At 61.2% G+C, this 21,826-nt stretch carries 8 protein-coding genes; all 8 read left to right on the top strand.

Translation table 11 applies throughout. The features are described from left to right. The first annotated feature begins 4 nt into the window (after positions 1-4). Entirely contained in the window at positions 5-556 is a 552-nt protein-coding gene (gene rsmD / locus ONB52_06885) for a 16S rRNA (guanine(966)-N(2))-methyltransferase RsmD (GenBank protein MDZ7415873.1), read from the top strand. A gap of 2 nt (positions 557-558) precedes the next feature. Beyond that, positions 559-1,041 carry a pantetheine-phosphate adenylyltransferase gene (gene coaD, locus ONB52_06890; protein MDZ7415874.1) on the top strand — a complete coding sequence of 161 codons (483 nt, stop codon included), beginning with the start codon at positions 559-561 and terminating at the stop codon, positions 1,039-1,041. Next, on the top strand, positions 1,038-2,027 hold the full coding sequence (pta, locus tag ONB52_06895) for a phosphate acetyltransferase (protein ID MDZ7415875.1): 990 nt from the start codon (positions 1,038-1,040) through the stop codon (positions 2,025-2,027). The genes coaD and pta overlap by 4 nt, the downstream gene beginning before the upstream one ends. A 399-nt stretch (positions 2,028-2,426) precedes the next feature. Beyond that, positions 2,427-3,626 (top strand): pyridoxal phosphate-dependent aminotransferase, encoded by a 1,200-nt coding sequence (locus ONB52_06900; GenBank protein MDZ7415876.1) that lies wholly within the window; start codon positions 2,427-2,429, stop codon positions 3,624-3,626. 1,189 nt (positions 3,627-4,815) lie between these two features. Beyond that, positions 4,816-5,136, top strand: a complete 321-nt coding sequence (locus tag ONB52_06905) for a zinc ribbon domain-containing protein (protein ID MDZ7415877.1) — start codon at positions 4,816-4,818, stop codon at positions 5,134-5,136. Positions 5,137-5,304: 168 nt separating this feature from the next. Then, the gene (locus ONB52_06910; GenBank protein ID MDZ7415878.1) at positions 5,305-6,435 is read left to right on the top strand and encodes a tetratricopeptide repeat protein; all 1,131 of its coding nucleotides are present in this window, start codon (positions 5,305-5,307) and stop codon (positions 6,433-6,435) included. Positions 6,436-6,790: 355 nt separating this feature from the next. After that, positions 6,791-7,285, top strand: coding sequence for a hypothetical protein (locus ONB52_06915; GenBank protein ID MDZ7415879.1), 495 nt, complete (start codon positions 6,791-6,793; stop codon positions 7,283-7,285). 18 nt (positions 7,286-7,303) lie between these two features. After that, positions 7,304-21,781: a hypothetical protein gene (locus tag ONB52_06920; protein ID MDZ7415880.1), complete on the top strand. Its 14,478-nt coding sequence runs from the start codon at positions 7,304-7,306 to the stop codon at positions 21,779-21,781. Positions 21,782-21,826 lie beyond the last annotated feature (45 nt).

Consider the following 21,826-nt stretch of genomic DNA (forward strand, 5'->3'; position numbering starts at 1 on the left):
TGCCATGCGAGTGATCGCCGGCACGCGCAAAGGCCATGTGTTGCTGGCACCGCGTCACCGGCAGGTGCGCCCGACCAGCAGCCGCGTCCGCACTGTTTTGTTCGACGTGCTGGGGCGGGAACTCACCGCCGCGCGCGTGCTTGACCTGTTTGCCGGAACAGGCGGTCTGGGAATCGAAGCACTCAGCCGGGGCGCGGCCTGGGTCGATTTTGTGGAGAGCAACCGCCAGCATGCCCGGCTCATTCGGATGAATTTGCAGAAAACGCATCTTGACGACCACGCCGCCGTGCTGGTTGAAGATGCGTTTGCTTTTTTGGCTCGCCGGGGCGACGACCTGCCGCCTTATGATCTGGTCCTGGCTGATCCACCCTACACCTTCGACGCTTACTCCCGGCTGTTGCAGGCGCTGGCCACACCCGCCCTGCTGGCGGCTTCCGGCAGGGTGGTGCTGGAAACCTCCATTCGTCTCAACCTGCCTGCTGCACCCTCAGGACTACAACTCCGGTCGGAACGACGCATCAGTGAAACCAGGCTGTTATTCTACCAACGGGAATAACAATGAAATTGGCGATCTATCCCGGCACCTTCGACCCCGTGACCAACGGCCATCTCGACATTGTGGAGCGCGCCGTGCAGTTGTTCGATGCCGTCACGATCGCAGTCACCACCAATCCCACCAAAAATCCCCTGTTCACGGTCGCGGAACGCATCATGATGTTTCGCGAAGCCACCCGGCATTTGCCGCGCATTGAGGTGGAAAGCTTCTCCGGGTTGCTGGTGGAATACGCCGCGGCGCGTGGCGCGAGCGTCTTGATCCGCGGCTTGCGCGCCATTTCGGATTTCGAATACGAATTCCAGATGGCGCTCATCAACCGCAAAATCTCCCACGGCCTGGACACAGTGTTTCTGATGGCGAGCGAAAAATACACCTACCTCAATTCCACCATCGTCAAGGAAGTGGCCCGGCTCGGCGGCGACGTCAGTTGTTTTGTGCCGCCGGCGGTGAATGAGCGCATCCGGCAAAAGCTGGCACAGTCATGACTTTTTTGGAATCCCTGGCAGCCCGCGCCCGGCAGCAGCCCCGCCGCCTCGTTTTTCCCGAAGCCACCGAGGCGCGCACGCTGCAAGCCGTCGCGGAACTGCACCGGCGCCGCCTGGCCGTGCCGGTGTTGATCGGCGACCCGCAGCAGGTCCAGGCTGCCGCCCGGGAGCTTGGTCTTGCGCTGGCAGATATCGAGATCATTGACCCCTGCCGCCATCCGCAGCTCGAGGCCTGGGCGGACGAACTCCGGCAGCGGCAGGTGCACAAGCCGCTGTCACAACAGCAGGCGCTTGCAAGGTTGCAGAATCCTCTCTATTTTGCTGCCGCGTATGTCAGGGCCGGTCTGGCAGCAGGCACGGTGGCGGGCGCCGCTGCTGCCACCGCCGAGGTTCTGCGGGCCGCGCTGCTGTGCATCGGCATGGCGCCCGGCATCTCCCTGGTGTCGAGCGTATTCTTGATGGTGAGTCCGCACAATGGCCGGGTGTTGACTTTCGCGGATTGCGCGGTCGTGCCGGAGCCGGAGGCACAACAACTCGCCGAGATTGCGGTAACGGCGGCGGACACGCACCGGAAATTGACCGGCGAAACGCCGGTGGTGGCGTTGCTGTCCTTCTCCACCAAAGGCAGCGCCACACATGCGGCAGTGGAGAAAGTGCGGCTTGCCACCACAATCGCGCAGCAGTTGCGACCGGCCCTGGCGCTTGATGGTGAGTTGCAGGCTGATGCCGCATTGGTGCCGGAGATCGCACAACGCAAGGCCCCGGACAGCATCGTGCGGGGCAACGCCAATGTCCTGATCTTTCCCGACCTCAACGCGGGCAACATCGCCTACAAGCTGGTGCAGCGGCTGGCCGGCTATCAGGCGATCGGCCCGATATTGCAGGGTTTGGCGAAACCGGCAAACGATCTCTCTCGTGGCTGTATGGTCGAAGACATTGTAAACGTCGCGTGTATCTGTTCCATCATGGCGGGAGAGGCGTTTTAATTCGTGTCTGTCAGAAAACGTGCCCATTCCGGCTGAGCCGGAGTGTCAAAACAGCCGGCCTCGGGAAAAATCCGGGGTGTTTGAAGCAACGCCCAGGTCGTTGCAGAAACAGTCATTGCCAGGTCAGTGATTTGGGACTGACCCTAATTCGTACTCGTCTGACCGTATTCTCACCCCGGGAGGAGCGGGTTGGGTAGGGCTGGAGGCGGTGGGGAAGCCTTGCGGATTTTCTTGTAACGGCCCGGCCGTTGCAAGAGCAGGTTTGTGCGCCGGCGGTTTCGCACAGACATTTGTGGGCTTCTGCTGTGAACGATCCGCGTTGACACGTCCACCATCCGGCCGGCGGCAGTCGCTGCAATTTCCCGATGCGGTGTTTCAAATTTTGCCAAAGAGCGTCGCATGCAATTTCAAGAATCTGAATTCTGCCAGCGCATTCAACCTTCCGAAACGCTCGCCCTCACCACCTTGGTCGCCGAATTGCGCCGCCAGGGCAAATCCATCATCGACCTGGGTGCGGGTGAACCGGATTTCGACACCCCGGAAGACATCAAGGCGGCGGGCATTCGCGCCATTCGCGAGGGCAAAACCAGGTACACGCCCAATGTCGGCACACTGGCATTGCGTGAAGCGATTTGCCGGCATTTGCAAACGCTCGGCGGCCCGGCTTATACGCCGGCGCAAGTGGTGGTCTCCAATGGCGCCAAGCAGGCGATTCACAATGCCCTGCTGGCGCTCTGCAATCCCGGCGATGAAGTGATCGTGCCCGCACCCTACTGGGTGAGTTATCCCGAGCAGGTGAAGATGACGGGTGCCACGCCGGTGTTCGTGCCCACGGAGGACGCGACTGGTTTCAAAATTACGCCGGCGGCGCTGGCGGCGGCGATCACCCCGCGCACCCGCCTGCTCATTCTCAACAGCCCGGGCAATCCCACCGGTGCAGTCTATTCTGTCGCTGAACTCACGGCGCTGGCGGCGATCATCCGGGAGAAGCAGATTTTTGTGCTCGCGGATGAGATTTATTTCAAGCTCGTCTATCGCGAAACGCAAACGTGCAGCCTGGCGTGTTTTCCCGAGCTGCGCGAGCAGTTGATTTTGATCAACGGCTTCTCGAAAGCCTACGCCATGACCGGCTGGCGGCTGGGATACCTGGCGGCACCGGTTGCGATTGCCAGGGCGGCGGCAAAGATTCAGAGCCATACCACCTCCAACCCCTGCTCCATTTCCCAGGAGGCCGGTTGCGCGGCCCTGGCGATGGATGAGCAGACGCTGGTTGCGATGCGCGACGAGTTCGAGCGGCGTCGCGATTTCGTGCACGCCGCGGTCAATCGCATGCCGGGGCTCTCGGCCTGCCTGCCGGGCGGCGCGTTCTATCTGTTTGTGAATGTCAGTGCCTTGCTCGGCCGCCGGCTTTTCGGACAAACAATTGCCGCGCCGGCTGATCTGGTGAAGCTGCTGCTTGAGCATGCCGGTGTTGCACTGGTCGGCGGCGAGGCCTTCGGCAGCCGCCAGCATGTGCGCATTTCATATGCGAATTCGATGGAGAACTTGCGCACGGCCATGCGACGCCTGGAGGAAACGCTGCAGCAGGTGGAAATTTAACAGCTTTGAGGCCCTGGGCCTGCGAGTGTGAAAATGGCATCTGCCTGCCGGCAGGATGACTGCCGCACCATCAGAGCACAGCAGCCGCTTGCAACCACGGCCGGCCGGCGTTGCTGAACTGCGATCACCCCGGCAACGCCGGGAGTTCCGGACAACAGCACAGCGTGCGACGCCATGCGCGTGCTTACAAAGCAGCAAATCGCGTTGGGCATACCTTGAGTTTGGTCTCCGGCTCGCGGCTTGCAGCCGGCAGTATCCCTCAAATTCATCCTTGACATTCGCAACGTGTTGCGGTACTATGGCTGGCGATAGCAGGCGCGTTGCGCCGGCGGATTTTTTTGGGGGCGAGTAGGCAATGCCCATGAAGTTGAAATCTGCGAATAACTGAAAATGATGTCGCTGGCTCAGTTCGAATACTCCTCCATTGCCGCCGGGGAAATTTGCCATGCCCGCATGGCCACCCATCATGATGAAAATGAGCTTTCGTAGTAGGGCCTTCAGGCACCAATCCCGAAGCGTCTACTACGAAAGCCATTACCGTGGTAAACGCAAAGTGGCCACGCCGCCAGGAACGCCGCAAGGTTTTCCTTTTCGGTGTGGCCACTCCGCGTGTTGGTGTTTCGAAAGGAAAACGCAGTAACGATTCCGTTTTGCTCTGCCACGGCTTGGCCGTGGCACTCCCGCAATTTTCGTGATAATAGTAAAACGTCAAGTTGGCACGTCCGCTCCCAAAAGTCATTCTGCAAGAATCTTTTTGAGTGCTTGGGATAACGCGGGAATAGGCTTCAATCCCGGCACTAAGGAAGATTCCTCCGGAATGACAGTTTTGATTGTGGAGCGGATTTTGGAACTTAACGTTGTAGTAGTAACTGCCATGCCGCGCGCGGCACCCATCAGAATGAAAAAGAGCTCTGTAGTGCCCTCAGGCACCGATCCTGAAGGGTCTACTAGAAAAGTATTTTCATGCTAATTTCATCGAGCACGGGGATCCGCTTTTTCAAAGCGGTATCCCGGGCGTGTGGATTTTGCACCGCTGGGGCTGTTTTCTGTGCCCCGGCAGTGCGCTGAATGTTGTTTTGATCGGCACGCTTTGCAGATGAAGCTAACAAACAACAGATGTGCGTCCGTCTGTGCGATCTTCCGATTTTGAGATGGAGGCGCACGGGATTGCCAGGCAAGCTGGAGTAAGATGATGCCCTCCTACGATTATGACTGTTCTTCCTGTGGCCGCACTACGGAGATTTTCCAGAGCATCACCGCGCCGCCGGTGGAAAAGTGCCCGCATTGCGGCGGCCGGGTGACGCGCCGCATCTCCGGCGGCACCGGTTTGATCTTCAAAGGCAGTGGGTTTTATTTGACAGATTACAAGAACGCCGGCGCAAAAAACGGCGACGGCAAAGCCGACCAGGCCACGTCCACCACCGGCGGCAACGAAACCGCCGACCAGGACAAGAGCGGCAGGGCTTCCACTGCGAAGAAGACGGAAGCTTCGCCGGTCTCCGCGGAATAAACCGTGCCGGTGCGTGGAATGCACACCGCTCCACTGGTTGGCCGGAGCAGTCCGCCGTCTCCGCCAGCGGGGGCGCATCTGCCGGCATGACCCGTCGGCGCGGGCAGGATTGGAAAGAACCTGCCTTCACCTCAGGAACAGTCGTGCAGTTTACTTTCAGACACAATCATGCCACACCTCGGATTGAACAGTGACGTTCAGGCCGGAGGCCATCGCTTTCATGTGCAAACGAGCTATTCGGCCAGCAACGCCAAGATCATCTCTCACATTTTCGATCATGGCCGCATCGTTGCGCAGCGCGAAGTGCCCATGAACGGGGAGGCGGGCGATCAACATCTCGCCCGGAAGCTGCATGCCATCCATCAGGACATGGTGGCGGAAATGGAGTTGCTGTTTCACATCGCCGACAAAGTGCGCGAAGTGAAACACCCGCTCTCCTGCCTCAAACTCGGCCGGCTTTTTTTGCAGAAGAATCTGCTGGACGACGCCATTGCCACCCTCGAGCTCGCCATCACGCTGGACGTCGACTCCCCCCATGCTTACAACGACCTGGGCATGGCCTATCTGCGCCGCGGTGAATTTGCCCGCAGCGAAAAAGTTCTGCGCGAGGGTCTCGAGCGCGCCCCGCAATATGCCGACGGCTACTGCAATCTCGGCGTGGCGTATCTCGAGCAGGAGAAGTATGCCGAGGCGCTGCAGGCCTTCGAAACGGCGCTGCAGATCAACCCCAAATTTTTCCGCGCCCTCCTGCTGCGCACGCTTGCCCATCTCAGCATGCTGGCCTCGCCGGCGGTGCGCGGCACGCTCGCCGAACTGCCGGCGCATCGCGAACAGGTGCGTGAAGAACTGGAGCGCGTCCTGCAGGCAATGCCGGCAGGCCACGACCACAGCCGGCTGGTGAAATGCCGGGAACACCTCAGCCGCAACGAGTTAGGCCGGGCCGCTGCCGAGCTGCAAGCCATGCGGCAGGAGATGCAGGCGGAGGCCTTCAGCCACTACGAAAACGAGTTTTATCTCAAATTCATGTACGGCGGCAAGGGCCGTGACGACGCCTTCGTGCAGCGCTACACCGACAAGCTGCGCGAAGCCATTCAAAACTATCCCGAGTATGCCGATTTGCACAACCATCTCGGCATCGCTTATTTGATTCAGTGCCGCAATCTCTTCCTGCGCGCCCTGGAGGAGTTTCGCACCGCGCTGCGCATCAATCCGAATTTCAAGCGTGCGGAAAAAAATTTGAAGCTGACCGAGAACGACGGCAAGGGTTTTCTCATTCTGCTGCGTGCGCTGTTCAAATAACCCGGGCGGCGGGGATCGCACCGGCGCGCCGCCGGTGTTTGCGTGATGGAAGCGGCCGTGTCCTTTTCCGGCTGTGGAGCGTGTGGCGTGAAATGCCATGCCGTGGAGCAGAACGATTTGCGGTTGCAGCATCTGTGATACTTTCCGGGAATTTTTGCTCTCCTTATAGTGCCGTCCATCCCTTCCCCCTTCGAACTGCTGCCAGGTCATCGCTTTCCTTGCAACGCCGGGGTCAACCCTCATGGCTTGGGATTTGCACAAAAGGTCGCCGGTTACCGAAAGTTCAAATGTTAACAACTGCTTTCTTGTCTCACCCCGAAACAATGTCACTTCGCTGATACAGAAAGAGGAGCGCATGAGAAACTCGAGATGCCTCTCCGGGTGCCTGATGGTGGCCCTCGCGGTCAGCCTGCTGAGCTCCGCCTCCGGCCAGGCACAAAACAGCCCCACCGCTGCCGCGCGGCGGGATTGGCCCGTCACGGTGCGGGCGCTGGCGGCACAACCGGGCGAGGTTTCGCTGTACGAAATCCGTTTCACCACGGGTGATTCCCTCGCTGCCCGCGCGGAAATTATCCTCGATTTTCCGGCAGAGTTCGATTTGAGCCTGTTGCGGGTGGCCAGCTCGACCAGCATCAACGGCGGGTTCAAGCTGGTGCGCGAACGCAATCAGGTGCGGGTGCAGCGCACCGGTTTGGGTGCCATGATCCCGCCCGGCCGCAACGTGGAGCTGCAGCTCGGCTTGATCAAAAACCCCGGCCGGCTGACGGGCAACTATGAAGTCGGCATGGAGATCCGCTCCTCCAGCCAGAGCGTGCTGGTGGCCCGCAAGAATCATCGCATCGAATTCTAACTCCCCGTGAGATCAGCAATGCAAGTCATGAAGATTGCCGCGCAGCGGGTTGCGGCGCCAAGCTGGCGCATCCTGGGGCTGGCTCTGTTTCTCGCCACCGCACCCGCCTTCGGACAGGGAAGTCTAACGCAAGTCACGGTCACGCCCTCCGACACCACTGCCGGCAAGGGTGCCATCTACAAAATCAGTTTCATCACCAGTCTCACTGGCGGCCCGGGGGGCGCCGGCATTCCCGCCAACGGCAAAATCCGCCTGTCGTTCCCTCCGAGCTTCGTGGATTCGACGGTGACGGCGGCATTCAACGACAACGGCCTGGACGGCGGTTATGCCGCGATCGCCGACACCAATCACGTGATCACGCTCACGCGCGACAGCACCGGCACCGCGCTCGCCGCCGGCGACACCGCGGTGTTCAGCGTTGCCATCGTCTATAATTCGACGCTTGCGGACAGCTTCCGAATTTTTGTGCAGACGCTGAACGCCGCCGGCGTGGCCATCGACAGTGCCCGCTCGGCCTTCTTCCGCATCGCGGCTGCGCCGCTGCATCATTTCAAAATCGACAGCGTGGCCACGCAAACCGCGGGCGATTCGTTTTTCATCACTATTTCGGCACGCGACGTTTATGAGAATCTGGTCAAGACCTTCAAGCGCAAAGTCTCAATCTCGCTCAATGCCGACACCATCACCCCGGCGCTGAGCGACACCTTTGTGCTGGGCCAGCGGCTGCAGAAAGTCGTCATCACCCGGGCCGGCGAGGGCCGCATCATCACCGTGAAAGACAGTCTCAATCACACGGGCAGCTCGAATGCGTTCCGGGTGAATCCCGGGCCGCTGCACCATATCGGCGTTTCTCTGATTGCCACACCACAAACGGCGGGAGCGGGTTTCGCCGTCACCTTCACCGCCCAGGATTCCCTCAACAATACCGTCACCACTTTCACCGGACCGGTGACGATTGCCGATCTGACCGGCACGGTGACCCCGGTCACCAGCGGGGCCTTCAATCTCGGCGTGCGCACCGAAACCCTGCGCATCACACAGGCTTCCACCAACAACCGGATTACGGTGAGCGGCGGCGGCAAAAACGGCCAGTCCAATTTCTTTGACGTGAACGCCGGTGCCCTCGATCGTTTTGTTTTGTCGGTGATTCCCGACCCGCAGGTTGCCGGGAACTCGTTTCTGTTCTCGATCACCGCCAGGGATGCCAACAACAACAATGTTTCTTACAGCGGCACGGTGACCTTGACCGACAACACCGGCACGTTGACTCCCACCAGTGTGCTGTTCGCCGGCGAAGCCACAAAAACCGTCAACGCGATGATTACCAAGGCACAGTCCAATGTGGTGATCACCGCGAGCGGCAGCGGCAGAACCGGGCAATCCAACAGCTTCACGGTCAATCCCGCCGCGCTCGATCATTTCGAAGTAACCAGCACCGGCGGTGGCAGCCTGGGCAGCCAGACTGCCGGGTCGGCTTTTGCGATACGGATTGTGGCCCGCGATCGCCACGACAATATCGTGACCTCACACAGCGGGCCGGGCAGCGCGGTGACGTTGTCCAACACGACGGCCAGCCTCTCCCCCGCCAGCAGCGGGAATTTCTCCAACGGCATCCTGGCCTCGCAAACCGTGACGATCACCAGGAGCGCCAGCGCAGACGCGATCACCGTCAGCCACGGTGCCACCGGCAGGAGTGGCGTGTCGAACAACTTCGCGGTGCTGGCCGGGCCGCATGCAGATTTTCGCCTGGACCCGGTGGGCAGCCCGCAAACTGCGGGCGTGCCGTTTCCCCTGGTCGTCCGTGCGGTGGATGCTTATGAAAACATCGTGACCGGCTTCACCGGTACTGTGAATCTGGCAGTAAACGGTGGCGGCACGATTACTCCCAACACCAGCGGGAATTTTGTGGCAGGCGTGTGGAACGGCAGCGTCAGCATTTCCAACACCGGCTCGGGTCGCGTCATCACAGTTTCAGGGAACGGCTTCAACGAAACTTCCACCCCGTTTGATGTCACGGCGAATGGCATTGATCATTTTGTCATTGATCCGGTTGGCAATCAAACTGCCGGGCAGAATTTCAGTGTGACGATTCGCGCCAAAGACGCAAATGATAATGATGTGGCGTTTTCCGGCCCGGTGACGTTGACGGACAACACCGGCACGTTGAAACCAGACAGCGTGACCTTTTCGAATCAGGCGTCACTCACCGTCACCACGGCGTACATCACCAAAGCACAGAGCAATGTGGTGATCACCGCCAGCGGCAGCGCCAAGCCGGCGCAATCGAACAGCTTCACCGTTGCGCCCGCGGACCTGGATCATTTCGACGTGACCAGCGCCGCGGGCGGCAACATTGCAAGCCAGACGGCCGGCACGAGTTTCACGATCAAGCTCGTTGCCCGCGATGCCTTCAACAATGTGGTGACCTCGTTCAACAGCGGGGTGACCATGTCCAACACCACCGGCAGTCTGGTTCCTTCGAGCAGCGGCAATTTCACCAATGGTGAGCTGGCTTCGCTCACGGTGACGATCACCAAAACGTCCAGCGCCGATGCCATTTCGGTGAGCGGCGGCACGCCGGCGCGCAACGGGGTATCCAACAATTTTGCAGTGAACGCCGGGCCGCACGCGGATTTTCGCATTGCCAACATTGCCTCGCCACAGACCGCGGGTGTGCCTTTCCCGGTGATTGTGCGGGCGGTGGATGCCCATGACAACACGGTCACCGGTTTCACCGGCACCGTGAATCTGACGGTCAGTGGCGGCGGCACGATCTCACCCAACGTGAGCAGCAACTTCATCAACGGCGTGTGGAACGGCAGCGTGAGCATTTCGAACTCCGGCACCAACCGCCAGATTACAGTTTCCAATGGAGGATTCAGCGAGCAATCGAATCCCTTCACGGTGAATGCCGGCTCACTCGACCGTTTTGTCATCGACACCATCGGCACGCAGACCGCCGGCCAGAATTTCAGCGTGACGGTGCGCGCCCGCGATGCCAACAACAATGAGGTGGCATACACCGGCACGGTGACGCTGAGCGACAACACCGGCACGCTCACCGCCTCTGCCTTGGTGTTCAGCGGGCAGACCTTCCGCACGATTTCCGATGCGCGCATCACCAAAGCGCAGACGGGCGTGGTGATCACCGCCAGCGGCAGTGGCAAGGTCGGCCAATCCGCCGCCTTCACGGTCAATCCCGATTTGCTGGATCATTTCAGCCTGACCAACACCAGCGGCAACGCCATCGGCACGCAGACCGCCGGCACGCCGTTTACCATCAGAATTGTAGCGCGGGATCAATACTACAACACGGTGACCGGCTTCAATCAACCCGTGATCCTCACCGATCTGACCGGTCTGAATATCACCACGGCGAATTTCAGCAACGGCGTGCTGGCCTCGCAAAGCCTGACGATCACGCAGGCGCGCAGCGACAATCAACTGACCGCAAGCGGCGGTGTGCCGGCCAAAAGCGGGACGTCCAACCTGTTCAATGTTGTGCCGGCCGCACTCGATCACTTCGCGATCGACAACATCACCGACCAGGCGGCGGGCGTGCCCTTCACCATCACCCTGCGTGCGCTGGATGTCTACAATAATCTCGTGACCGGCTACAACGGCGCGGTCACGCTCTCCGATTTGACCGGCACGATTGCGCCGGCCAGCAGCGGTGCGTTCATCGGCGGCGTGCGCAACGAAAGCGTGACCATCACGCAGACGCGCACGGCCAATCGCATCAACGTGAGTGGCAGCGGCAAGACCGGGAGTTCGAACAGCTTCAACGTGATTGCCAGCACCGTCGATCATTTTGACATCAGCACCATCGGCAATCAAACCGCGGGCGTGCCATTCAGCGTGACCATCATTGCCAGGGACGCCAGCAACAACACCGTGACTGGCTTCAACGGCACGGTGACGGTGAGCGATGGCACCGGCACGGTCTCGCCGGCCACCAGCAATCCCTTCACGGCGGGCACGCTGACGCAGAATTTCACGATCACCAAAAGTGCGGGCAACAACCGCCTGACGGTCACCGGAGTGGGCAAATCCAGCAGCTCGAATGCGTTCAACGTCAGCCATGCGGCTCTGACCAAGTTTCATATCGCGCCGCTCACGGATCAGGTGGCCGGTCAGAGTTTCCCGCTCATCCTGACGGCGCAGGATCAATATGACAACACGGTGATGAATTTCAGCGGCACGGTGAGCATCGCCATCAACAGCGGCACGATTCAGCCGGCGAACAGCGGCGCCTTCAGCGCGGGCGTGCGCACCGAGGCGGTGACGGTGCCGCAGGCGGGTGGCAACCGCGTGATCACGGTGAATGACGGCGCCGGGCATTCCGGCTCGTCGAATGCTTTCAATGTCAATGCCGCGGGCCTGGATCGTTTCGTGTTCAGCAACATCGGCACGCAGGCGGCGGGGGCTCCCTTCAGCTTCACCATCACCGCCCGGGATGCCAACGGCAACGACGTCAGTTTCATCGGCACGCTGACGCTGAGCGAGGCCACCGGCACGCTTTCCCCCACGACGGTGGCGATGAACGGCACGAGCGTGACGGTGACGAATGCCGTGATCACCAGGGCACAGAACGGTCTCACACTCACCGCCAGCGGCGGCGGCAAAACCGGCACCTCCAACAGCTTCAATGTGAATCCCGGGCCGCTGCAGCGCGTGCGGATCGTGGAGAGCAACGGCGTCGAGTTGGGGGCCAAGTCGTTGAATGCCGATCAATCGTTGACCGTGCGGGCTGCCGGTTATGACGCCTACAACAATTATGCGGGCGACCAGACGGTGACCTGGCTGGTGCAGACGGTGACCGGCAGCGGCATTGGCGAAGTTTCCCCGGTTACGGGCAGCACCACGATTTTCAATGCCAAAAAAACCGGCACCGGCCGGCTGGTGGCGGATCATGCCAGCGTGATTGACGACAGCTCGGGGGTGATCACCATCACGCCGGGCGCCGCCTTTCGCGTCAAGATTCTTGCCGGCACGGCCGGCAACAGCGGGGTGGTGACCACTTTGAATTTGACCACCGGCGCCACCTTTGACATGCACGCGGCGAGCTTCGATGTCGATGACAACTACATTCAGGATGTGTCCGTGACCTGGAGTGTCACGGGTGGCATCGGCGATTTGAATCCGTCCAGTGGCATGGCCACGCGCTTCATCGCGCGCAGCGCCGGTTCGGGCCAGATCACCGCCGATCACGCCAGCCTGATCGATTACACCACCGGCGCGATTCAAGTGAATGCCGGCAATCTCGCACGCATTCGCATTGTCGAAGGCCCGAGCGGCGATGGCCCGCCAGTGGGTGCGCGCACGCTGACCACGGATGATCTGTTGAAAGTGCATGCGGCGGGGTACGATGCCGAGGGCAATTACCTGGGCGATGAATCCGTCACCTGGCGGGTGCGCAACGGCATCGGCGTGGTGACGCCCACCGTGGGCACGGTGACCGACTTCGACCCGCGCGTGCCCGGCAGCGGCCGCCTCGTTGCCGATCATGGCTCGGTGCCGGATGACAGCACCGGTGTGATCACGGTCAATCGCGGCCAGGCTTTTCGCATCAAAGTTTTGAACAATTTGTCGGGCAACACCGCCGAGGTGCAAAGCCCGACGCTCACCACCGGCGAAACCCTGCCGGTGCATGCCAGCAGTTTCGATCGGGACAACAACTACATCGGCGACGTGAGCGTGAGCTGGTCGGTGAGCGGAAATATCGGCACGTTGAGCACGAGTGTCGGCAGCAGCACGGTGTTTACCGCCACCACACCCAACACCGGCGTGATTACCGGCACGCATCCCACGCTGGAGTCGGACGCCACCGGCCCGATCACGGTGATCGCCGGCAATCTGAGCTACATCCGGATCGTGCGCGGCCCCAGTGGCAATGGTCCGGAGCTGGGCAATCTCAGCCTGACCACCGATGACGTGCTGGAATTGCACGCCGCCGGCTATGATGCCAATGGCAATTATCTCGGCGACCAAAACGTCACCTGGACGGTGACCAACAACATTGGCACACTGACCACCATCAGCGGCAGCGCGACGATGCTGGTGCTGCGCCAGCCCGGCACGGGGAGAGTGCAGGCGGATCATGCGTTTGCCACCGATGACGTCACCGGCGATCTGAGTATCAGCGTCGGGGCGCTGCATCACATCAAAGTCCTGCTCGGTGGCAGTGGCCAAACGGCGGAGTTGGAAAACGATTCGCTCACCACCGACGAGAGCCGGACCGTGCACGCGGGCGGCTTTGATGCCGATGACAACTATCGCGAAGACGTTTCGGTGAACTGGAGCGTGACCAACGGCATCGGTGTGCTGACCCCGACGTCCGGCCTTTCCACCACGTTGAATGCCACCAAAGTGGGCGCCGGACAAATTCGCGCCACGCACGCGAATGCCGGCAGCGACTTGACCGGCACCATCACCGTGACCCCGGGTGCCCTGAGTTATGTGAAGGTCGTGGAGGGCCCCGCCGGGCCGGGTGGGGAACTGGGCAACAAGACCCTCACCGCCGATCAGGAATTGACCCTGCATGCCGCCGGCTTCGATGCCGACAATAATTACATCCGGGATGAGTCGGTGACCTGGTCGAGTGCCGGCACGCTGTTGCCGGCCATCACTGCCAGCGGTACGGTGGTGGTGTTTCGGCCGACGAAGGCGCCCGCCAGTGGCACCATTCGCGCCACGCATGCGAGCGCCGGCTTCGACAACACCGGTACAATTACGGTGAATGTCGGGGCGTTGCATCACGTCGTGGTGTTGAGCGGTCTGGTGGGTGAAACTGCCCCACAGGGCAACGTGACGCTGAATCCCGGGCAGACGCTGCCCGTGCATGCCGGCGGCTATGATGCTGACAACAACTACATTTCCGATGAGGTGGTGAACTGGAGCCTGGATGGCAGCATCGGCAATCTCAGCACGAACAATGGAATTTCCACCACTTTTACGGCAGTGACCGAAGGCACGGGCTCGATCCGCACCCTGCATCCGAATCCGGCAGTGATCAACGGCAACAGCGGCACGATCAGCGTCATCCGCGGCCAGGTGTCCTACATCGTGTTGCGCACCGCGCCCAACAACGGCGGCGCGCCCTACCCCGGCCGCACGATGAACACCGATCAGGAAATCGCCATTTACGCGGCCGGCTATGATGTCGGGAACAACTACCTCGGGGACGTGCAGGTGACCTGGTCGAGCACCGGCACCCTTGCACCACCGGCCAGCGGCACGGGTTCTTCTTTCACCTTTGCTCCTTCCGCCGGTGCGGCGGACGGCTCGGTGGCCGGCAAGATTGTGGGGACCTACAGCCCGGGCATAGCCGCGGAAACCGGCGTCATCACGGTTTTGCCGGGCGCACCCAAGGGCGCGGTCACCCTGACGCCCGTGCCGGCAAGTTTGCCGGCAGATGGTGCCAGCACGGCCGTGATTACCAGTTCGCTCATCCGTGATGCCGAGGGCAATCTCGTCGGCCCGGGCCGGACTTTTACGGTTTCGATTACGCCGCAGGTGTTTGGTGCGATCGTGGAGCCGGACGTGGACAGCGAGACGCCCGGCCATCAGATCGCGACCACTGCGCAGAGCCGGTTGCAATTCACCTTCCGCGCCGGCACGCTCGGCGGTTCGGCCACCATCAATGTCACCAGCGGCTTGAGCGCCAACGGCAGCACGACGATCACGCTCGGCAGCCTGAGCATCGTCAGCATCTCCACCAATCCGACTTTTGTGTCGCAGGGCCAGAGCGGCATCAACGTCAGCATGTCGGTGCAAAACCTCGGGACGGCGACGATCCAGGATCTCGCCGGCGGCCTGACCTTTCAGGGCACGGTGGATCGCACAGCGGACTACATCGTGACACCCGGCGTGGGCAACCCCACCAGCATTCCGGGTAACTCGACGCGCTCGCTGTCTTTCGATGTGACGGTGAAGCCGGGCGCGGCGCTGGAACTGATCACGATCAACGGCAACGTCTCCGGCACCATCAACGGCACCCCGGTCAGCTCCAACAACGCCAGCAACAAGGACACCTGGACGGTTCTGCGGCCGGCGAGTTTGACGGTGCAATCGGTCACCACCGCACGCGACACGGTGGCGCGCGGCCAGACCGGCATCGCGGTCACGGTGCGCATTGCCAACAATTTGGGTATCAGCAATTCCGCGCCGGCGGTGATCGACAGTGTGCGGTTGAAATTTTCCCAGGGTCTGCTGGACAAAACCGGCGACTATATTGTCGCGGCCAACCCCGGCAATCCCACGGTGCTTGCCGGCAATGAGGCGAAAGATTTCAGCTTCATCGTGAATGTCGGCCTGGGTGCCAGCACCGGCACGATCATGCTCGATGCCGCGGTCTATGGCAGGGATTCGAACTCGGTGGCGCTCACCAGCGACCTCAATGCCACCACCACCGACAGTTGGGTGGTGATCGAAGGCAACGCCTTCCGCATCGTCTCGCTCACGCCCTCGCAGAGCGAGGTCACCGTGGGCATGACGCGCGAGTGGAATGTCCGAATGGTGCTGCAGAATCTCGCGCCCTCGAATGTCAACCTCGATCTGGCCGCGACACGCCTGACCTTCACCATCGGCAGTCAGAACGTGACGTCGCAATACACCATTGCCCCGCCGACGATGGAAGGCGGGGGCACGGTGCTGCCCGGCAATTCCACCCGCACGCTGATCTTCCGGATTACGCAAACCGGCAGCACGCCGGGGATCGCGGGCATCTCGGGGGTGGCGCGCGGCATGGATTCCGGCACCGGCCTGCAGGTCAGCGATGATACCAACGATGGCGGCGGCAGCGAGGTGAATGTGCAAACCCGCGGCGTGTTGAATGTCGTGGCGGTGCAGGCTTCGCAGCCGAATGTCACGGCCGGCCGCAGCTTCCCCTGGACGATCACCGCGACGGTGACCAACAGCGGTGGCAGCGCGATCAAGCTGAAACCGGATTCGATCGCCGTGGCCGTGGGCAGCAGCCAGGGCTATGTTTTCGACAAGCCGCGCAGCTTTGCCGACGGCGATTCCATCATCGCCGGACTCGCGACCAAGACGTTGCGCGTCACCGTTACGCAGACCGGCCTGCTCACCGGCTCGCAGCCGCTCACCCTGCGACTGAAAGGGGTCGAGCTCAACAGCAACCGCGAGCTGGCCTCGAACATTGGCAGCGGATCGGTGACGGTGCAAAGCGCGGCGTTGCTCGAGATTGTCAGCGTGCGGCCCTCGCAGGTGAAGGTGACGGCCGGTCAAACCATGGCCTGGAATGTGGTGGTGGCGGTGCGCAATCATGGCGAAAGCCAGGTGAGTGTGCGCGCCGATACCTCAACCAATCTGCGTTTCCGGCTGGGCAATCAATTTCAAAGCGGCTATACCGCGTTGTTGCAGCCGGCGTACTGGCTGGGCACTTCCTCACCCGTGCTGCTGGGTGGCCGCACCGACAGTCTGCGGTTCAATGTCACCATCACCGGCAGCAACCCCGGCTTCGTGCGATTGTGGCCCAAAGTGGCGGCGATCGAGACCAACAGCAATGTCACGGTGGCCGACACCACGATTGGCCGCACGCTGGTGGAGGTGCAAACCATTCCGGTGGTCACCTATCTGGGCGGCAGCTTGACTCCGAAGATCGTGAACAACGGCGGGGTTTACGCCTTCAAGGTCGGCGTGATCAACAGCGGCACGGCGGAAGTCGAGCTGCTCACCAACCTCACGCGCCTGCGCTTCAGCAGTGGCGGTGTGAGCTACCTCGCCAATCTCGATGCCAACATGACCACCCGCCTGGCGGGCAATGACACGACGATTCTGACGTTCCAGCAACAGGTCGTCCCGGCGGACATGCCGAAGACCACCTACACGCCCACGATTGAATTGCGCGGTTCGCACAATGGCAACGGCTTCAACACCAATCTCACCACCAACACCAATGAGCTGACCGTGACCGGCGCCGGCCAGGTGCAGGTGGTGAGCTTGCGCAGCAGCCAGGCGACCGTGACGCAAAACATGGACAAGGACTGGTTCGTGATGATGACGGTCACCAACAACGGCGATTTCGACGTGCGGCTGCAGAGTGTGGATTTGCAGATGTTCAATGGCGGCCAGGTGACCGGCGAGTATGATATTGTGAAACCCGCCACCTTCCGCGGTTCGGGAGGGGTGATTCTGGCGCCCAAAGCCACGGACTCATTGCGTTTTGAAATCCGGCGCACCGGCATCAAACGCGGCCCGACCACGGTGATTGGCTTGGTGCGTGTGATCGATCAATCCAACGGCCGCACCATCGAGGCAGTGAGCGATGGCAGCAGTGGCAGCTTTGTGGTGCAGTCACCCGCCCTGCTGGACATCACCTCGCTGGCGGCCTCGCAGAGCACCCTCACGCGCGAACAAACCCGACCCTGGACGGTTGATCTGAACGTGACCAATCGCGGGGAAAGCGAAGTGCAGGTCGATTTCGCGCCGGCAGAAACACGCATCGATTTCGGCACGGATGGTGGCAGTTATGTCGTGGAGTATCCCACCGCCCTGTTGGGCGGCGGGAACCGTATCGCCGGCGGGGCCTCGGCCACCCTGCAATTCCGCATCACCCGCACCGGTACGCAGACCGGCCCCAACAGCATCACGGCCCGGCTGCGTGCCACCGAGTTGAACAGCGGGGAGGTGCGCCTCGATGACACCGACAGCGGTGGGGGAACGAGCGTGACCGTGCAGACTCCGGCGATGCTGCAAATTCTTTCAACGGTTCTCACCCCCAACTCCGCGCCGAATTTGCCACGCGTCAACACCAACCAGAGTTTTGGCGTGCAGGTGGAGATTTACAATTCCGGCGAGGAAAGCACGCAGGACGTGCGCGTGCGGCTGGCGAGCAGCGGCGGCTCGGTGAGCAATCCGGCGGAGCGGCCGGTGCTGGGCGGCGTGCCCGGCTTGCAGGCGCGCACGGTCAATTTCACCCTGAGTGCGAGCGCGAGCGAGAATCCCAATGAAGTGATCACGGCCACGATCGCCGCGGCGACGGCAGGCAACACCCTCACCACCGCGAATCTCGCCCCGCCGGTGGACCATTCCGAGACGGTGATTGTGCAGCGGCCGGCCGGCCTGTATCTCAGCAAAGTCATCCCCTCGATCACAAAGGTGAATGCGGAGTCCGGCGTTCCCTGGTTCATTCGGGCGGTGGTGCAGGATACCGGTGGCGCGGTGGTGAAGCTCGATCCCCCACAGAAATCCGACATCGTCATCAAGATCAATGATGTTGTGCAGGAAGACTACGTCATCACGCCTCCTGCGGCCCTGGTGAAAAGTGGGGATTTGCTGCTGCGACCCGGCGAAGTCGATACGTTGATCTACACCGTGACCAGGACCGGGGGCCTGGGCGGCCTGGCCACCTTGCAGGTGGCGGCCAATGGTGTGGACGTCAACAACAATCAAAGACTGCGGGACAGCCGCAACAGCCAGTTCGAGATCGTCACCACCGCGGCGGTGTTTGTGCGCACCACCACGGCGGTGGTCAACAATTTCTTTGCCGGCACCAGCGTCGGTCTGGTCAATACCAATCAAAACTTCCGGGTGAACGTCGAGATCGAAAACAGCGGTTTCGAAGATGTCGAAAACGTGCTGGTCGAGCTTGCGACGGATGGCGGCTCGTTGATTCCGACGCCGCAACAAATGCTTGCACGGCTGCCACTGCGCCAGCGCGGCATGCTGAGTTTTGCTGTTCAGGCTGCTGCCGTCCCCACCCCGGGCGTCACGAATGAGCGCTTCGTGGCGCGTATTCTCTCCGCGACCGCCGCCAGCAGTGGCGGGCCGGCACTGATTTTTTCCGGCACCGATACCACGGCATTGGTGCGGATTCAACTGCCCGCGCGGCTGGCACTCACAGCCAGCGTCGAGAAGCAGGATCTTACCACGCGTGAGATTTTCCGGTTGTCGGCACGCGTGAGCAACCGTGCCAATGCCGCGGCGGTGGATGGCAGCGGTCGTCTCACCGTGTTCCTGCCCAGCGGCTTTGAAATCATTGGCCCGGTGCCGGGCGGGAACGAACAGTCTTTCACGGTGGCTGACAGTGTATCGTGGAGCATTCGCGCACCCGACATACCCCTCCAGCTCACGCCGCTGGTGGTGCGCATGACCACGGTGCCGATGGATTTGAACAGCCGGCTTTCGGCGGAGATCGAAAATGACGCCGATTCAGTGCAGGTGGAAGTGGTCAAATCGGATTTGAGCGTGCTCAAAACCTACATCAGCGAGCCGGCCGGTGCACGCGACGGTACCGTCTCCACCGGCCAGGAATTCATGCTGGTGGCAACCCTGCAGGGCAGCCGTGATCTGAGTGATCGCCGCATTCAGCTCCTCCTGCCGGGCGGCGCCGGTTACAATTTGACCAGTGAATCCCCCACGCCCCTGCTGTTGTTGGTGCCGGCCGAAGCAGAATTGCCCGATACCGTGCGCTGGGAAATCGCCGCGCCCGGTGAACCGGCGGAAACCGCGCGCCAGTTCGTGGTCGTCGCCTCCGGACGCACCGGTCTGGGCACGATTGTCACCGCTCGCGATACTCTTGCCGTCACCACCGTGAGCAAAGCCCGCCTGGATTTCAGCGTGAGCTTGTACAACAAAGACAATGTTGAGCTGAAAGACGAACTGTCGGTGGGACAGACTTTCAAGATCCGCGCGCGCTTGAGCAATCTCGGCCGCGCCGGCGTGGTCGACTCTGCGCGCGTCGCGCTGCAATTGGGACAAACAGGCGTGGTCGCGCTCGATGAGTTGGAACGCTACATTCCCGTGGATGGCGTGGTGGAATGGCTGGCACAAGCGCCGGCCACGCCCACAGTGTCGGACTTTCTCACGTTGCGCATCACCAAACGGCCGTTTGATGAGAACATCGGCCTGGAAGCGGCCTGGGCGGAATCGGCAAATGAAGGCTTGCAGCGCCTGCCGGTGCGGACCGAACTGGCGGCCGCCATCAATCCCATCGCACTCGTGATTTCCGATCCCGAAGGCGCCACCGATGGCACGGTCAGCACCGAGCAGGAATTCAAGGTGCAGGCCACCATCTCCGGCCGTAAGCTGGTGGGCGTGAAGGCGGAGTTGTTCCCGGCGACTTTCGAAGTCATCGACAATCGCGAGATTTTCATCAGCTCTTTGGATTCCACCAAGGTGAGCACCACCTGGCGCCTGAAAGCACCGCTGCTTGCGATGACCGGCCAGCTCATGCACGTGCGCGTGAGCGGCAGGGACCGCAACAGCGGAGAAGAGCTGCTGGCGGTATCGCCGCCGTTGAAAATCAATGTGGTGGCGCGTGCCACGCTGGCGTTGGAAGGGCAGATTACCGAACCGCTGTCGGCCGCGGCGGATGGTGTGGTTGGGCTCAACCAAATCTTCACGATCACCGCGCGCGTGGTCAATCTCGGGACGGCGCAGGTCAATACGGCTTTTCGCTTCGGCATTCAACTGCCGGAGGGGTATGCCACCCCGGAGCCGTTGGAACAAAATACCACGGCAGCAAGCGTACGTTGGCGCATCAAGGCGCGTAGCACGCCCTCGACCACGCAGGAGAACATTCTACTGGAGCTGAAAGAGCCGCTGCCCTTTGACGAAAACACCAATCGTCCGGCGGAGGTGCGGGTGCAGCGCGCCAATGTTTCGATTCAAACGGAACCCAAGCGTCTGATCGTGGCTGCCCTGAGCCACAGCGAGGGCGGCCCGGAGGACGGTCCGGTGGCACGCGGCCAGGAAAATGTGCCGGCGATGACGCTGCGCCTTCTCAATGATGGCCGTGCCACTTCCAGCAATATTTTGTTGAAAGCACTGGCATTTCATTTGCTTGATCGAAACGGCAACGCCATTCCGCCCAGCGCTGCCATCAAGCGCCTGCGGGTGGTATCGCATGCCAACCCGGCAGTTCAGTATGGGCAGTTGTCCGCGATCACCGGCACCAATCCCCTGCTTGTCTCCTTCACCCGGCATGATAGCTTGCACAGCGGCGTGCCGAATTTGGTCGATGTGCTTGTCGATATTGCGGATAACGTGTCAGTGAAGAATTTCAAGCTGGCTTTCATCAACAGTGACAACATCGAAGCCATCGATGAAGTTGAGCCCCAGCCGCGGGTGCAGGTGGTGAGCAGCGAGGGCTTGAGCGGCAGTGACTTTGTGCTGGCCTCGGCCACTTTGGTGCCGTTCGACGACAAATTCGAAACTTCGTTCTACAATTATCCCAACCCCTTCGCGCCACGTGCAGATGGCAGTGTGGTCACTCGTTTCAATTACTTCCTGCCGCAGGACTCCGAGGTGGAATTTCGCATCTTCACCCTGCTCGGAGAGTTGGTATATGCAAAATCTTACAAAGCGACTGATCCGCAAGGCCGGGCGGGCAGCCGCGGCGGCTCCTTTGCCAGCAGCCACATTGAGTGGAACGGCCTGAACAGCGGGGGCAATCTGGTGCTCAATGGTGTTTATGTTGCCATCTTGAAAACCAGGTTTGGAGTGACTACCACCAAAGTCGCCGTGGTGAAATAGCTGCCGGCGGCTCGAGAAGGCATGACGGGTTGTTGAGTGATGTTG

This window comes from candidate division KSB1 bacterium (assembly GCA_034506255.1).
Classification (GTDB): Bacteria; Zhuqueibacterota; Zhuqueibacteria; order Zhuqueibacterales; family Zhuqueibacteraceae; genus Coneutiohabitans; species Coneutiohabitans thermophilus.

Coding starts and splice junctions, on each gene's coding strand:
- rsmD (MDZ7415873.1), top strand. CDS start 5: ATGCGAGTGATCGCCGGCACGCGCAAAGGCCATGTGTTGCTGGCACCG.
- coaD (MDZ7415874.1), top strand. CDS start 559: ATGAAATTGGCGATCTATCCCGGCACCTTCGACCCCGTGACCAACGGC.
- pta (MDZ7415875.1), top strand. CDS start 1,038: ATGACTTTTTTGGAATCCCTGGCAGCCCGCGCCCGGCAGCAGCCCCGC.
- ONB52_06900 (MDZ7415876.1), top strand. CDS start 2,427: ATGCAATTTCAAGAATCTGAATTCTGCCAGCGCATTCAACCTTCCGAA.
- ONB52_06905 (MDZ7415877.1), top strand. CDS start 4,816: ATGATGCCCTCCTACGATTATGACTGTTCTTCCTGTGGCCGCACTACG.
- ONB52_06910 (MDZ7415878.1), top strand. CDS start 5,305: ATGCCACACCTCGGATTGAACAGTGACGTTCAGGCCGGAGGCCATCGC.
- ONB52_06915 (MDZ7415879.1), top strand. CDS start 6,791: ATGAGAAACTCGAGATGCCTCTCCGGGTGCCTGATGGTGGCCCTCGCG.
- ONB52_06920 (MDZ7415880.1), top strand. CDS start 7,304: ATGCAAGTCATGAAGATTGCCGCGCAGCGGGTTGCGGCGCCAAGCTGG.